This is a genomic window from Sphingomonas sp. 320_CC, assembly GCF_059691795.1.
In genome coordinates, this window is record NZ_JCAWAE010000002.1 from 1 (window position 1) to 14,755 (window position 14,755).

Genomic DNA, 14,755 nt, shown 5'->3' on the forward strand with positions numbered 1-14,755 from the left:
TCCCGTAGAAGAAGCTTGGAGCATCTGGTTTTTTGCGACCGTAGCAGAAGCCGGTAAGGCACTCCGCTGCGGTGACATCCCTCTACGGCCACCTCACAAACCCGTCAAACACTATTTTACAGTTTGAGGTCAGTTTTTGGAAAAATGAGGGCAAAGCACCCAGCAGTGCCCTCTCACACCTCCCGCATGGGCGATGGCTCGCCACGAGCGCGTTCCGGACAAAAGCTGACCTCGCCAATGCAGACCAACTGGGCGTAGAGGCAGCCCCCTTCCCCGACGGGGCAAACCGATCGAGCGTCCAGCTGCAATCCGCATGGAAATTTCGTGAGGAGACGTGAGGAGAAATGCGGCGGACGCCGGCACGTCCACTCGGCAACGCGTCAGCGCGCGGACGCCGTAGCGACCAGCGCCTCGAATACGGACGCCGGCAGGGGAGTGTGGAACTTGCAACCCGCCGTGTAGTCATCGGCCCACATTACCTCGGCAACGACCTGCCCGATTTGCGGAAGGTTGAGCCAGATGCTGGTACCGCGCTTGAGCGCCGAATAGGTTTGAAGTCGTGCACCGTGGACCGAGATGTCGATCACTCTGCAAAGTGTGCGGCCGGTCTTGCCGATCCGGACATCGAGCGAAACGGGAGCGCGAAGTGCGCTGCGCCGGGACTTGCGCTCTGCGGGTTCGAAGTCGGCGGCGAACATGGGGTCCTCGTCCTTGCGAGCCCAAATTTAGCCGTCGATCCCTAACGCCGTCTTAATAAAAGGCCCCGGAATGAATTAGTATCAATCCATTCCGGGGCTTTAGCTTACTTACGGAGCGTGAGACCGCCACCGAAACGCTTGTTGAAGCGCGCGACCTGGCCGCCCGTATCGAGCATCGTGCCACGGCCGCCGGTCCATGCCGGATGCGCGAGCGGATCGATCTCGAGCGTCATCACGTCGCCTTCCTTACCCCAGGTGGTGCGAGTCTGATACTTGCTACCATCGGTCATCTGGACGGTGATCATGTGGTAATCGGGGTGCGTGTCGGCCTTCATGGGTATTCTCCGGTAGGTGGCTGGTTCCGACCAGCCTGGAAAAGGAAGGCGCGCCCGTACACGGACGCGCCCGAATTTACAACAATGCGGGGCTAGAGCCTCGCATCAGGCTTTCGGCGGGTCGGCAATCATCGCCGTGAAGTTCGCCTCAGCCACCAGCTGCCCGTCGACCAGCGCGCGGCCGGCGAACTTGCACACCGAACTGCGCTTCTGGACGAACGTCACTTCGAGCTTGAGCAGCACGCCCGGCTCGACCGGCTTGCGGAACTTGGCCCCGTCGATCGCCATGAAATAGACGAGCTTGCCCGAGCCCGCGAGACCCAGCGATTCGACGGCGAGAATCCCCGCCGCCTGCGCCATCGCCTCGACGATCAGCACGCCCGGCATGATCGGCCGCCCAGGGAAATGCCCCTGAAAGAACTGCTCGTTCATCGATACCGCCTTGATCGCGGTGATCGATGTGTCGAGGATCAGATCCTCGACACGATCGACCAGCAGCAACGGATAGCGATGCGGCAACGCGGCCATGACGCGCCCGATATCGAGCGGACCCAAGCTCGTCTTGGCCGTGTCGTTCACAGTCTCGCTCATCGGTATGACTTAACGACCCTGCGGCGTGCGCGTGGCGGCAGGTGCACGCCCGGCTGGAGCCGGCGCAGCGCCCTGCTGCTGCTGGCCACCCTGCTGGTTCGGCTGCCAGTTCGCCGGAACGGCGGTGCTGACCGACGGTACGAGACGATCGAGTTCGGTCGTGATCGCAGGCGTGATGTCGGCAGTCGGCTGCGCGAACAGAGCGGCCTCGGGACGCAGCAACAGGCTGACGTTCTTGGCACGAACTGCGGCCGTCACGGCGTCGCTGAGCTTCGCCTGGATCTGCTCGATCGCGTATTGCTGCGCGCGCTGAGCGGGCTGCGTCAGGCGAGCAAGCTCCTGGTTCGCCGCGGTCTCACGCGTCTGGATCGCCTGTGCCTGCGGACGAAGCGACGCGTCAGTCGCGCCCGGCGCACGCTGTGCGGTCTGGAACGCGGTGACCAGCGGCTGGAGCTCGCGAGCCACGGCCTGGCGGCGCGTCTCGGCCTGGTCGAGCTGTGCCTTGTAGGTCGTCTCGATCTGGGCGCGCGCGGCGTTCCAGGCCTTCGAGTTGGCGATCGCACCCTGCGCGTCGGCGACGGCGATGCCCGAAACCTGTGCATCGGCAGCGGTCGCGGTCATGGCGGCAGGCGCAACGAGCGCTGCGGCGAGGAGAAGCGTCTTGAACGTCGTCATCAGAACTGTGTCCCTACGTTGAAAGTAATAAGCTTGGGGTCGTCACCCTTCTGGGTGAGCAAGGCTTTGGCGAGATCGATCCGGAGCGGACCGAATGGCGAGTTCCAGTTGACACCGATACCTACCGAGAGACGCGGCTTGGCCGAGTTTCCAAGGAACGTTTCCTGATAGATGTTCGGGTTGAGATACCGTGCATTGGCGGTCGTACCAGAACACGTCGTCGCCCCAGCGGCTATCACGCCTACGGGGCAGATCGTCTGAACAGATGCTATGCCCGGCGTCGTCGCAGTCGCCGCAACCTCCGGCGTCAAGTAGAGCGGATTATTCCCGCCGTCCTTATACTGGTTTTGCAGCAACGTCGGTGAACCATCCGCGTTGAACAGCAACGCACCGGCCGCGCTTTTAGCCTGATCATAATTGAATGTCGGAAGCGGCTTCTTGATACCGAACAGGCTACCGACCTGTGCGTAGATCGACGGCCTGAGACCCAGTTCGCGTGCACCGGATCCCAACGGAATCTCGATTTCCGCACGCGCAAGGTAATAGGCACGACCGCCGAGCGCATCGTCCTGAATCTGATCGCGATCGGTCTGGACCGACTGCGAGCCATCGGCGGCGATCACGTAGCCGGCGCGCAACACACGGGGGCCTACGCCTCGAATGTCGAAGCCGCGGAACTGTGGCTCACCGAGATAGAAGCGATCGGTGATACGGATCGGGTCCCGACCGGGGCCTGGGCTGCTCTCGAGAGGATGGATGTACCCGCCTTCTGCGACGATCGATCCGATAAAACCGCTCCCGAGGTTCGCATATTTCGAGCCCTCGAGTCGCGTGCGCAGATATTTCACGTCCCCACCCAGCCCAGCAAAATCCTGGCTGAACGAAAAACGTGATCCAGCGGTAGGACGAAGGCGGCTGTTCAACGTATCTCGGCTGATCGAGTAGCCGACCGAGGACGTCCAACGATTACCGATCGCTTCGCACAGATATCGACCCGCCACTTCGAGGTTACACGAACCGTTTGCGTTCAGATATTGGCTATCGAGGCTAACCTCGTCGTACGACAGACCATAGCGTGCCGAAAGCGACCAAAATTCAGTCAATGGCACGCCGGCACGAAGCTGGAAGCCGGTCGAGACCTGCGAATAGTTGGTCTGACGATCGTTACCGACATAGTTGAACGAGTTGTAGTCGCGGCGGAAGATGTCGCCACCGACTGCGATGTTCTTGTCGAACAGATACGGCTCGGTGAAGCCCAGCTCGATCGACTTCGAATAGCTCGAATAGTTGACGCCAGCGCGCAATTCCTGGCCCTTGCCGCGGAAGTTGCGCTGCGTGATGTTCGCCTGGATAATGAACCGCTCGAGGCTTGAATAGCCCGCCGACAGCTGCAGCTCGCCGGTGGACTTCTCTTCGAGGTTGGTTTCGAGGATCACGCGGTCGGGCGCGGAGCCCGGCAGCTGCTTGATCTCCATCTTGTCGGCGAAATACCCCAGCGAGTTGATGCGATCCTGCGAACGCTTCACCTGGAAGCTGTTGAACGCGTCGCCCTCGGCCAGACGGATCTCGCGACGCACGACCTTGTCCTGCGTCTGGGTGTTGCCGTTGATGTCGATCCGCTCGACATAGGTACGCTTGGCTTCGGCGATGTTGAAATTAATCCCCATCGTCAGCGTTTCGGCGTCCTTCTGGAACTCCGGGTTCACCTCGGTGAACGCGTAACCGAACAGGCCCGCGGTCTGGCTAAGGTTGTCGACCGAGTCCTCGACCAGCTTGGCGTTGTACCAGTCGCCCTTCTTCAGTGGCAGCGTGGCCGCTAGCTTGGTGTTGTCGAAGTCGCGGATCTGGCTATCGACGGTGACGTCGCCGAACTTGTAGCGCTTGCCCTCCTCCACCACGTACGTGATGATGAAGTCCTTCTTGTCCGGCGTCAGCTCGGCAACCGCCGACGTCACGCGGAAATCGGCATAGCCCTGCGTCAGGTAGAACTGGCGAAGCTTCTGCTGATCGTAGGACAGGCGATCCTGATCATAGCTGGTCGCCGACGACAGCAGGCGGAACAGGCGCGACTGCTTGGTCGCCATCTGGCCGCGAATCTGGTCGTCGGAGAACACCTCATTGCCGAGGATGTTGATCTGGCGGACCTTCGACTTCGGCCCTTCGCTGATCTCGAACACCACGTCGACGCGGTTCTGGTCGAGGTTGACCATCTTCGGATCGATCACCGCGGCGAAGCGGCCCTGGCGACGATACAGCTCGATGATCCGCGCGATATCCTGACGGACCGCGGTGCGCGTGAAGATCTGGCGCGGCGCGAGCTTGATCTCCTTGGTGATCTTGTCGCTCTTGAGAGCCTTGTTGCCCTCGATGATCACGCGGTTGATGATCGGGTTCTCGCGCACGCGGAGGACGATATTGCCGTCCTCGACACCTGCGATCGAGTAATCCGCGAACAGATCGCTGGCCTGGAGATCCTTCAGCGCCTGATCGAGCGTCTCGGCGGTATAGGGGATGCCGACGCGCAGCTTGGTATAGCTGAGCACCGTCTCGCCCTCGATGCGCTGCGATCCCTCGACGCGCAAAGTCTTTATCGTCCGCACGGATACCGGCGCGCCGACGGGCGTTACTACCGGCGGAGCGACTCGCGTCGCACTGTTCCGCGTCGCCGTTCCGACAGGCGCAGTTGAAGGCGAGGCGGCGGGTGCCGTCTGCGCGAAGGCGGGAACGCCCGACAGGATCGTTCCTGCAAGCAGCAGGGCGCCCTTACGCGCGAAATCGTAACCGTTGATCGCTGTCACCAAACCCACCTTAAAAACGTGCACATACAAGGCGCGCCCGCCCTGCCCTATCGTCGTCAGCCGATCAAGCCGGCCAAGTTCTTCCAGAGCCCAAAATTGCCGAGATCGTTGAAGGTCACGAGCAACATCAGCGCGAGGATTGCCGCAAGACCGCCACGAAACGCCCATTCCTGAACCTGCGGCTCGACCGGGCGCCTGCGCACCGCTTCGATCGCATAGAAGAACAAATGGCCTCCATCGAGCATCGGCACTGGCAGCAGATTGATGAACCCCAGATTGATCGACACCAGCGCGATCAGGAAGACATAGGCATCGAGGCCCAGCGACATCTGCTCGCCCGAGACCTTGGCGATGCTGAGCGGTCCGCCGAGTTCCTTCACCGAGCGACGCCCGGTTATGACCTGACCGAGGGTCTCGACCATCATCGACACGATCTCGCCGGTGCGCTTCACCGCGATGACCGGCGCCTCGACCAAGCTGACGGGGACGATGATCGGCTTGCTGCCGGCGATGCCTAGGCGACCGATTCGATATTCATTGCCGAAGCGATCGCGCTGGAGTTCGGTACCGATGACGATGTCACGCGACAGCGTCCGGTCGCCGCGCACCGCGTCGATCCGGGTCCGCTCGCCGGCGCGGATGCGGGCATAGCGCGCCATGTCGTCGAATGTCTCGACCGAGCGGCTGCCGATGCCGATGATCCGGTCGCCAGCCTGAAGGCCGGCCGCTGCAGCTGCGCTGCCGGGAACGGTACCACCCACGATCGGCGGCATGCGGATGTCGCCATAGGCGAACGCGAAGCCGGCGAGGATCAGGATCGCGACGACGAAGTTCACAACCGGGCCGGCTGCGACAACGATCGCGCGCTGCCATACCGGCTTGGACTGGAACGTACGCTGGCGTTCTTCGGCGGGTAGCGACAGCCACTCGGCAGAGGGCTGGCTGGCCGGGTTCATATCACCGGCAAACTTGACGTAACCACCAAGAGGCAGCCAACCGAACTTCCACCGCGTGCCACGCTTGTCGGTAAAGCCTGCAATCTCGTGGCCGAAGCCGATCGCGAAGGCATCCGCCTTTATCCCGAAAAAGCGTCCGGCGAGGTAATGTCCCATCTCGTGCACGAACACGAGGGGGCCGATCACCGCGGCGAACGACAATATGGTCAGCAGGACACCGGGTGTTTCGATCAAACCGCGTAATCCTTCACACGCTCGCCGGCCAAGATCCGCGCCTCGGCATCGATCGCCAGCACGGCATCGACGCTGTCCGGCGCGGCCGGGTCATAACACGACAACGTATGTTCGACGATTGCGGCAATTTCGAGGAAGCCGATGCGCCGTTGCAGGAATGCCTCGACCGCTACCTCGTTGGCTGCGTTGAGAATTGCCGGCCGAGCGCCACCCGCGTCGAGCGCCTCGCGAGCGAGCCGCAACGCGGGGAAGCGCACCGGATCGGGTGCCTCGAAGTCGAGTCGGCCGATCGCGACCAGGTCGAGCTGCGCCATCGGCGTTGCCATCCGGTCCGGCCAGGCGAGCGTATGCGCGATCGGCGTCCGCATGTCAGGCGGCCCGAGCTGCGCGAGAACCGACCCGTCGACATGATCGACCAGGCTGTGGATCACCGATTGCGGATGGATGACGATCTCGATCCGGTCGTGCGCAATCGGGAACAGCCGCGCGGCCTCGATCAGCTCGAGGCCCTTGTTCATGCAGGTCGCCGAATCGACTGAGATCTTCGCGCCCATCGACCAGTTGGGATGCTTCACCGCCTGTTCGAGCGTCACGCCGCGCATCTGCTCGGTCGTCCAGTCGCGGAACGGCCCGCCACTGCACGTCAGGATGATCCGCCGCACACGCTCGGGCCGAGTCGCATCGAAACACTGGAAGATCGCGTTGTGCTCTGAATCAGCCGGCAACAGCGTTGCGCCGGTCCGCTCGGCAGCGGCAAGGATCACATCACCGGCGGAGACCAGCGGCTCCTTGTTGGCGATGACAACGGTGCCGCCTTGCTCGATCGCCGCCATCACCGGCTTCAGTCCCGCACAACCGACGATCGCTCCCATCGTCCAGTCCGCGCCCGAAGACGCCGCCTCGGCGATCGCCTCGGCACCCCCGCCCGTGCGGATTCCCGTGCCGGCCAGCGCCTCACGCAACTCCGGCAGGCATTTTTCGTCCGCGACGACCGCGAACTCGGCCTGGGTACGGATCGCAGCCGCAGCAAGCTTCGCCACATCGCAATTCGCCGTCAGTGCGACGACGCGAAACCGATCCGGCTCCCGCTCGATAAGGTCGAGCGTCGAGGTGCCGACCGAACCGGTAGCCCCCAAAATCGTGACGCTCTTCATGCGTAGAAGTGCGGCAGCAGGACGAGGAATGCCGCGACCGGCGCGACCGGGACCAGGCCGTCGAGGCGATCCATCACGCCGCCATGCCCTGGCAGGATGTTGCCGCTGTCCTTCACGCCTGCCACTCTCTTCAACCAGCTCTCGTAGAGATCGCCCATCTGCGCGAGCACGGCGAGCACGGGTGTCGCCAGCGTCATCCGCATCGGCAAGCCGTATTGCGTGTGCAGCACCGCCGCGACCGCGCTCGCAAGCACGACACCGCCGATCAGCCCCGACCATGTCTTGTTCGGACTAATCACCGGCGCAAGCTTGGGACCGCCCAGCGTGCGCCCGGTAAAGAACGCGCCGATATCGCACGCCCACACCAGCGACAGCGCCCACAGCGTGAAGAGGATTCCCTCCTCCTGCCGCCGGATGATCATCAGCGCGAAGACGGGGAGACCGCAATAGATGATGCCCAGCGCCAGCTTGGGTTTGCGCGTCGTGATGACGACGAAGAACGCCGCCCCCACGAGCAAGCCCAGCGTGAAGAAATCGTGGATCACGAGGATCAGCGACGCCGGCGCCATCAGTGCGAGCGGCACCGAGAGCGCGAACTGCGTCATCCGCTTGGTCTTCGCGTCGGCGCCCTGGAGCATCGACCATTCCGCCATCATGAACAGCGCGGCGACCACGCCTAGCACCCAGAACGCGATCCCGCCGAGCGTCAGCGCAAGGCTGGCCACCGCGATCATGCCGACGCTGGCGATCATCCGGAGCTGGAGATTGGACGGCGTACGTAACGCCTGATCGGGCGCCTTTTCAGGGTCGGTAAGACTCACAGACCACCGTAGCGGCGCTGGCGTTGGCCGAACGCCGCGACCGCATCGGCGAGCGCGGCGGCGTCGAAGTCAGGCCAGAGCGTGTCGACGAACAGCAGTTCCGCATACGCCGCCTGCCACAACAGGAAGTTCGACAGACGCTGCTCGCCCGACGTCCGGATCATCAGGTCCAGTGGTGGCAGGTCATGCGTGTCGAGCTCGGCTTCGATCGTCGCCTCATCGATGCTCGCCGGATCCAGCGTACCATCGCGCGCGCGCTCCGCCAGACGCCGTGCCGCGCCCACCAGTTCGGCATGCGCGCCATAATTCAGCGCGATCGCCAGAATCGGCCCGGTATTGCCCGCCGTCCGCGCGATCGCATCGTCGACCATCGCCACCAGATCGGGCGAAAAGCTGTGATAGTCGCCGATCACGCGCAGCCGAACGTTCTCGCGTGCGAGTTCGTCGAGGTCGCTGCGGATGAAATGCCGCAGCAACCCCATCAGGTCGCTGACCTCCTCGGCCGGACGCCGCCAGTTCTCGGACGAGAACGCGTACAGCGTCAGCGCCTCGATTCCCATCGCGCGCGCCGCCCGCGTCACTTTCCGCACCGCCTCGACGCCAGCCTTGTGCCCGGCGAAGCGCGGCAGGAACCGCTTCTTCGCCCAGCGGCCATTGCCGTCCATGATGATCGCGACATGACGCGGCACCGCCCCGCCTGCAGGAACGGCGCCCACAGGAACAGCAGCGAGCGGCGCGGCCGAGGAGGCCTGCAATCTCACTTGCCCAGGATTTCCTTTTCCTTGGCGGTCGCGGTCGCATCGAGCTCGGCGATGATGCTGTCGGTCAGCTTCTGCACTTCGGTCTCGTGACGCTTGCGCTCGTCCTCGCCGAACACGCCCTTCTTCTCGTCGACCTTGAGCGAATCCATGCCGTCGCGGCGCACGTTGCGGACCGCAATGCGGGCCTTCTCGGCATACTGGCCGGCAAGCTTGGCGAGTTCCTTGCGGCGCTCCTCGGTCAGATCCGGGATCGGCAAGCGCAGCGTCTGGCCGTCGACGATCGGGTTGAGCCCCAGACCCGCCGAGCGGATCGCCTTGTCGGTCGGGCCGACGTTCGACTTGTCCCAGACCTGCACCGACAGCATGCGCGGCTCAGGCGCCGACACGGTCGCGACCTGGTTCAGCGGCATCGACGACCCGTACACCGTCACCATCACCGGATCGAGCAACGCGGTCGACGCGCGGCCGGTGCGCAGGCCGGCGAGATCGCTCTTCAGCGCTTCGACGGCACCCGCCATGCGGCGTTCGAGGTCGGTCTTGTCGTATGCGGCCATCTTAAAGCTCCTGCTCGTTCTGGACGATCGTCGACACGCCATCACCCGCCAACACCGCGGCAAGATTGCCGGGTTCGCGGATGTTGAAGACGACGATCGGGATATTGTTGTCGCGGCACAGCGCGATCGCGCTCGCGTCCATGACCTTGAGGTCGTCGGACAGCACGCGGCTATACGTGACCGTTTCGTAGCGCACTGCGTCCGGGTGCGTCTTCGGGTCGGCGTTATAGACGCCGTCGACCGAAGTGCCCTTGAACAGCGCATCGCACTTCATCTCGGCAGCACGCAGCGCGGCGCCCGAATCGGTGGTGAAATAGGGGCTGCCGACGCCCGCCGCGAAGATCACGACGCGGCCCTTCTCCAAGTGACGCTCGGCCCGGCGGCGGATGAACGGCTCGCACACCGACGCCATCGGGATCGCCGACTGGACGCGCGTGTCCACGCCGATCTGCTCCAGCGCGTTCTGCACCGCGAGCGCGTTCATCACGGTCGCGAGCATGCCCATGTAATCGCCGGTCGCCCGGTCCATGCCGCGGGCGGCGCCGGCCATGCCGCGGAAGATGTTGCCACCGCCGACGACGATGCAGATCTCGTAGCCCTTGGCCTTGATGTCCGCGATCTCCTGCGCGACGCGCGCGGTGACGGTCGGATCGATCGAAAGACCCGACGGCCCCATCAGGACTTCGCCCGACAGTTTCAGCAGGATACGGTTGTAGCGCGGAGGCGTCATAAATCTCGAATTGTGATTGGCGGGGCGGCGCGGACCTTAGGCGGCGAGGCCTGGGATGTGAAGCGCTGTGCGGCGCGTGCATCGAAACTGGATGGAGATGAGACGGAAAATCGTCGTTCGCAAAAGCGCGCAACGGAGAACTATCGTCATTCCCGCGGAGGCGGGAACCCATATGGGCTGGCGTCTCGATGGATCACCGGCGGCGGAGTATATGGATCCGCGCCTACGCGGGGATGACGAGGCAGCCCGAAGGCTACCCCGTAATCCTTCTCCCCGCGGGGAGAAGGTGGCCCGGCAGGGCCGGATGAGGGGGAGTGAGGTTCGAGACCTTACCACTCCCCTCACCCTTCCCACCGCAAGCGCGGCGGGCCCCTTCCCTCTCCCCGTAGGGGCGAGGGAGGAAGTCGGCTTATGCCTGGGGCACGCCCGAAGCAGCAGCAACCTCGGCTGCGAAGTCGGACTGCTCCTTCTCGATGCCTTCGCCGAGCTGGAAGCGGACATAGTCCACCAGCTTGATCTCGGCGCCGGCATCCTTGCCGGCCTTGGCAACGACGTCGGAGATCTTGGTCTTGCCGTCCATCACGAACAGCTGGCTGACCAGGGCGTGCTCCTTGCGGTACTTGGCGATGCCGCCCTCGACCATCTTGGCGATGATGTCGGCAGGCTTGCCCGACTCGGCGGCCTTCTCGGTCGCGATCGCGCGCTCGCGCTCGATCTCGCCCTCGTCGAGGTCGGCTTCGTTCAGCGCCTTCGGGAAGGCCGCTGCGATGTGCATCGCGAGCTGCTTGCCGAGCGCCTGGAGAACCTCGTCCGAAGCCTCCGACTCGAGCGCGACGAGCACGCCGATCTTGCCAAGGCCAGGGGCCGCTGCATTGTGGATGTACGGAACGACCGCACCCTTGCTGACTTCCAGCGTGCGCGAGCGGCGCAGCGACTGGTTCTCGCCGATCGTCGCGACGTTGTTCGTCAGGACTTCCTCGACGGTCTTGCCCGATGGCATCGCCTGCGACTTCAGCGCCTCGATGTCGCCACCCGTTGCGAGCGCGATCTGCGTGACGTCACGGACGAACGACTGAAACTGGTCGTTCTTCGCAACAAAATCGGTCTCCGAATTGACTTCGACCGCTGCGCCCTTGGTGCCCGACACGGCGACGCCGACCAGGCCCTCGGCCGCGGTACGGCTGGACTTCTTGGCGGCGGCTGCGAGCCCCTTGGTGCGCAGCCAATCCATCGCCTGCTCCATGTCGCCGCCGTTCTCGCTCAGCGCCTTCTTGCAATCCATCATGCCCGCGCCGCTCTTCTCGCGCAGATCCTTGACCATTGCTGCCGTGATATCGGCCATGTCTCTAATCCTTTTTAGGTCTGAATATGGTTGCGGGCGAGGCAGAGCTTTCGCCCTACCCCGCCCGCATGACGGTTCGGCGACGACGCTTATGCGTCGATCTGGCGCTCACCCTCGGCTGCGAATTCTGCAGCGGTATCGGCATTCGCGGTTGCCTGTGCCGTGTCAGCCGTAGCTTCGACGGTCGGCTCTGCGCTCAATGCCTCTTCCTTCGGCGGCTCGACCATTGCGCCGATGTCGGCACCGGTGCGGCGCTGCTGCTCCTGGCCGCCGCGCGTCGCTGCGATCGCGATCGCCTCGCAGTACAGGCGGATGGCGCGAGCTGCGTCGTCGTTCGCGGGAACCGGGAAGGCGATGCCGTCCGGCGACACGTTCGAATCGAGGATCGCGACGACGGGAATACCCAGCGTGTTGGCCTCCTTGATCGCCAGCTCTTCCTTGTTCGCGTCGATCACGAACATCACGTCGGGAATGCCGCCCATGTCGCGGATGCCGCCGAGCGAAAGCTCGAGCTTGTCCTTCTCGCGGGTGAGCTGAAGGACTTCCTTCTTGGTCAGGCCGACGGTGTCGCCCGACAGCATTTCCTCGAGCGTCTTGAGACGCTTGATCGAACCCGAGATGGTCTTCCAGTTGGTGAGCATGCCGCCCAACCAGCGATGGTTGACGAAGTGCTGGCCCGAACGACGCGCGGCGTCCGCGACGGGCTCCTGCGCCTGGCGCTTGGTGCCGACGAACAGGACCTTGCCGCCACCGGCAACCGCCGACGAGACGAACTCGAGCGCGCGCGCGAACAGCGGCACGGTCTGCGAAAGGTCGAGGATGTGGACGCCGTTACGATCACCGAAGATGTAAGGCTTCATCTTGGGGTTCCACCGATGAGTCTGGTGGCCGAAATGCGCGCCCGTTTCGATGAGCTGCTGCATGGAGACGACTGGAGCCGCCATAGGGATATATCCTTCCGGTTGTGCCTCTGGGAAGCGGATGACGTCGTGGCCGAATGACCGTGACGCACCGGGCTATGATGCCTCCCATGCGGGGTTAGAGGCGCGGCCCTTAGCGTGGCTCTATTCGAAAAGCAATCGAACAAGGCCCGCTTGACTCATGGAACGCAATGAGAACATAAAGGGCTCAGAGGGGAACAGATGTTCGACTCGGCGCGGAATCACCCCGGCAGGACGGGATTCGAAATGCGACGAGTGGAACGATGTTTCTGACCAAGTGTTTGCGGATATTAGGAATTTGTTCGCAACTCATAGGAAGGCGGACGTGATGTTGGTTCTGAGCTTCATGGTTTTTGCTGGTGCATTCGCGGTCGCGGGCATGATGATCGTCTCGTCGATCGCGCCGCAGTGGGACCGTATCGTCCGTCTCGCGATGGGCAACGTCGAACCCGCGTTCCAGCCGCTCTGCACGCTGGCCGTTGCGGAGCGTCGGATCGCGGTCAGGCGCTGGGCTTCGACGTCGGCTCCGGTGCCCGCCCGCCGCTGGAACGCTGCCGCCTGATCTTGGCGTAGCTCGCGATGCTGAACGGCATCGAGAGCAGGTACAGCACGCAGATGATGCTAAGCGTATGCCACGGCGCGCTCACGATGGCAGCGCCGAGCAGTACGACGAGCGCAATGGCCTCGAACCTGATGTTGCTGCGGAGCTTGACCGAACTCCACGAATAGGTCGCGATACTCGACACCATCAGCAGCGCGACGAACGCGACCCACGGCGCCACGAAATACGGCGACGCGAACTTGGGTTCATCGGTCCAGAACCAGAAGAACATCGGCATTAGCGCGAGTCCCGCGCCGGCTGGAGCCGGAACGCCGGTTAGGAAACCCGCGGACTTATGCGGCTGGTGGCTCTCGTCGATCTTGGCGTTGAAGCGCGCGAGACGCAGCGCGCAGAACACGGCGAGGATCAACGAGCAGATCCAGCCGACGCGCGGCAAAGCCGTCAGCGACCAGAGATAGACGATCAGCGCCGGCGCAACGCCGAACGAGATCGCGTCGGAGAGCGAATCGAGTTCCGCGCCGAACCGACTTTCGCCGTGCAGCATCCGGGCGATCCGACCATCCAGGCCGTCGAGCACGCCCGCGACCATGATCATCGCGACGGCACTTTCCCATTGTCCACCGATCGCGAACCGCACGCCACTCAGGCCTGAACACAGGGCTAGCGCGGTAACCGCGTTGGGAGCGACGGCGCGCAGGGGAAGTCCGCGCGGTGCACGACGTGTGCGACCGAACCGCCCCCGGCCCCGCTCCTCGATCGAATCGGTCGAACCGTCGCGGTCCATCACTGCGCGATACCACCGACCGGAACGCCACCGACGCGACCAAGCACGGTCTCGCCCGCGATGCTACGCTGGCCCAGACACACCTGCGCCACAACGTGATCGGGCAGGTACACGTCGACTCGGCTACCGAACCGGATCAGGCCGATGCGCTGGCCGACCGCGACCATGTCGCCGGCCTTCACGAAGCCGAGGATGCGGCGCGCGACCAGGCCGGCGATCTGCGTGAAGCCGATCCGCATGCCGTTGCGGTCCTCGACCACGAAATGCTGGCGCTCGTTCTCATCGCTCGCCTTGTCGAGGTCGGCGTTGAGAAACTTGCCCGAAATGTAGACGACCTGGCGGATCGTGCCCGCGATCGGCGTACGATTGATGTGCACGTCGAACACCGACATGAAGATCGACACGCGGACCAGCGGCGCATCGCCGAGGCCGTTCTCGCCGGCGAGCTCGCGCGGGATCGGCACGCGCTGGATCATCGTGATCAGCCCGTCGGCGGGGGCGACGATCAGACCTTCGCCCTGGGGGGTGGTGCGGATCGGATCGCGGAAGAACGTCGCGACCCAGATCACGACGCCGACCATCGGCCAGAACAGCACGTGACTGACGATCGTCAGCAGCAGCGTGATGCCGGTCGCGATCGCGACGTATTTGTGGCCCTCCGGATGGACTGCGGGAAATCGCCATTTGACCGTGGAGGTCGTGACGGGCGGCTTGTCGAGCGATGCCATAACCTGCGGGTCTATCCGTGCAGGACGCGCGATACAACGATGAACCGGCTTTTCCTTGTAGGACCAGTGGTTGTCCAATGGTTGATCGTGG

The 14,755-nt window shown here is 63.8% G+C and carries 16 protein-coding genes; 1 reads left to right on the forward strand and 15 read right to left on the reverse strand.

All coding sequences use genetic code 11. From position 1 onward, the window contains the following. Nucleotides 1–380: 380 nt before the first annotated feature. The 13 genes from AC59GX_RS06845 to rpsB form a co-directional block, all read right to left on the reverse strand. Nucleotides 381–698, reverse strand: coding sequence for a PilZ domain-containing protein (locus tag AC59GX_RS06845; protein WP_426279633.1), 318 nt, complete (start codon nt 696–698; stop codon nt 381–383). Between the two features lie 104 nt (nt 699–802). Further along, nucleotides 803–1,033 (reverse strand): 50S ribosomal protein L31, encoded by a 231-nt coding sequence (rpmE, locus tag AC59GX_RS06850; protein ID WP_055880673.1) that lies wholly within the window; start codon nt 1,031–1,033, stop codon nt 803–805. A gap of 105 nt (nt 1,034–1,138) precedes the next feature. Continuing rightward, nucleotides 1,139–1,624, reverse strand: a complete 486-nt coding sequence (fabZ, locus tag AC59GX_RS06855) for a 3-hydroxyacyl-ACP dehydratase FabZ (RefSeq protein ID WP_426279634.1) — start codon at nt 1,622–1,624, stop codon at nt 1,139–1,141. Nucleotides 1,625–1,633: 9 nt separating this feature from the next. Continuing rightward, nucleotides 1,634–2,299: an OmpH family outer membrane protein gene (locus tag AC59GX_RS06860; RefSeq protein WP_056066013.1), complete on the reverse strand. Its 666-nt coding sequence runs from the start codon at nt 2,297–2,299 to the stop codon at nt 1,634–1,636. Beyond that, on the reverse strand, nt 2,299–5,100 hold the full coding sequence (gene bamA / locus AC59GX_RS06865) for an outer membrane protein assembly factor BamA (protein ID WP_426280381.1): 2,802 nt from the start codon (nt 5,098–5,100) through the stop codon (nt 2,299–2,301). Before bamA ends, AC59GX_RS06860 begins: the two co-directional genes overlap by 1 nt. 53 nt (nt 5,101–5,153) lie before the next feature. Then, nucleotides 5,154–6,287, reverse strand: a complete 1,134-nt coding sequence (locus tag AC59GX_RS06870) for a M50 family metallopeptidase (protein ID WP_426279635.1) — start codon at nt 6,285–6,287, stop codon at nt 5,154–5,156. Continuing rightward, nucleotides 6,284–7,441, reverse strand: a complete 1,158-nt coding sequence (locus AC59GX_RS06875) for a 1-deoxy-D-xylulose-5-phosphate reductoisomerase (protein ID WP_426279636.1) — start codon at nt 7,439–7,441, stop codon at nt 6,284–6,286. The genes AC59GX_RS06870 and AC59GX_RS06875 overlap by 4 nt, the downstream gene beginning before the upstream one ends. After that, nucleotides 7,438–8,193 (reverse strand): phosphatidate cytidylyltransferase, encoded by a 756-nt coding sequence (locus AC59GX_RS06880; protein WP_426280382.1) that lies wholly within the window; start codon nt 8,191–8,193, stop codon nt 7,438–7,440. Before AC59GX_RS06880 ends, AC59GX_RS06875 begins: the two co-directional genes overlap by 4 nt. A gap of 65 nt (nt 8,194–8,258) precedes the next feature. Next, nucleotides 8,259–8,951 (reverse strand): isoprenyl transferase, encoded by a 693-nt coding sequence (locus tag AC59GX_RS06885; protein WP_426279637.1) that lies wholly within the window; start codon nt 8,949–8,951, stop codon nt 8,259–8,261. A 68-nt stretch (nt 8,952–9,019) separates the two neighbouring features. Then, the gene (gene frr, locus AC59GX_RS06890) at nt 9,020–9,577 is read right to left on the reverse strand and encodes a ribosome recycling factor (protein WP_056055952.1); all 558 of its coding nucleotides are present in this window, start codon (nt 9,575–9,577) and stop codon (nt 9,020–9,022) included. 1 nt (nt 9,578) lies between these two features. Continuing rightward, nucleotides 9,579–10,307 carry a UMP kinase gene (gene pyrH / locus AC59GX_RS06895; protein ID WP_056066004.1) on the reverse strand — a complete coding sequence of 243 codons (729 nt, stop codon included), beginning with the start codon at nt 10,305–10,307 and terminating at the stop codon, nt 9,579–9,581. A gap of 409 nt (nt 10,308–10,716) precedes the next feature. Further along, nucleotides 10,717–11,649, reverse strand: coding sequence for a translation elongation factor Ts (gene tsf / locus AC59GX_RS06900; RefSeq protein ID WP_426279638.1), 933 nt, complete (start codon nt 11,647–11,649; stop codon nt 10,717–10,719). An 89-nt stretch (nt 11,650–11,738) separates the two neighbouring features. Then, nucleotides 11,739–12,593 carry a 30S ribosomal protein S2 gene (gene rpsB, locus AC59GX_RS06905; protein ID WP_056055944.1) on the reverse strand — a complete coding sequence of 285 codons (855 nt, stop codon included), beginning with the start codon at nt 12,591–12,593 and terminating at the stop codon, nt 11,739–11,741. Between the two features lie 325 nt (nt 12,594–12,918). On the opposite strand from rpsB, the gene AC59GX_RS06910 reads away from it, so the two are divergent. Continuing rightward, a complete protein-coding gene (locus AC59GX_RS06910; protein ID WP_497301364.1) occupies nt 12,919–13,152 on the forward strand; it encodes a hypothetical protein in 234 nt (77 codons plus the stop codon). Here AC59GX_RS06910 and AC59GX_RS06915 read toward each other — a convergent pair. Both AC59GX_RS06915 and AC59GX_RS06920 read right to left on the reverse strand, forming a co-directional pair. Beyond that, on the reverse strand, nt 13,091–13,936 hold the full coding sequence (locus tag AC59GX_RS06915) for a CDP-alcohol phosphatidyltransferase family protein (protein WP_426279639.1): 846 nt from the start codon (nt 13,934–13,936) through the stop codon (nt 13,091–13,093). The genes AC59GX_RS06910 and AC59GX_RS06915 overlap by 62 nt on opposite strands. Then, a complete protein-coding gene (locus AC59GX_RS06920) occupies nt 13,936–14,664 on the reverse strand; it encodes a phosphatidylserine decarboxylase (RefSeq protein ID WP_426279640.1) in 729 nt (242 codons plus the stop codon). Before AC59GX_RS06920 ends, AC59GX_RS06915 begins: the two co-directional genes overlap by 1 nt. Nucleotides 14,665–14,755: the final 91 nt, after the last annotated feature.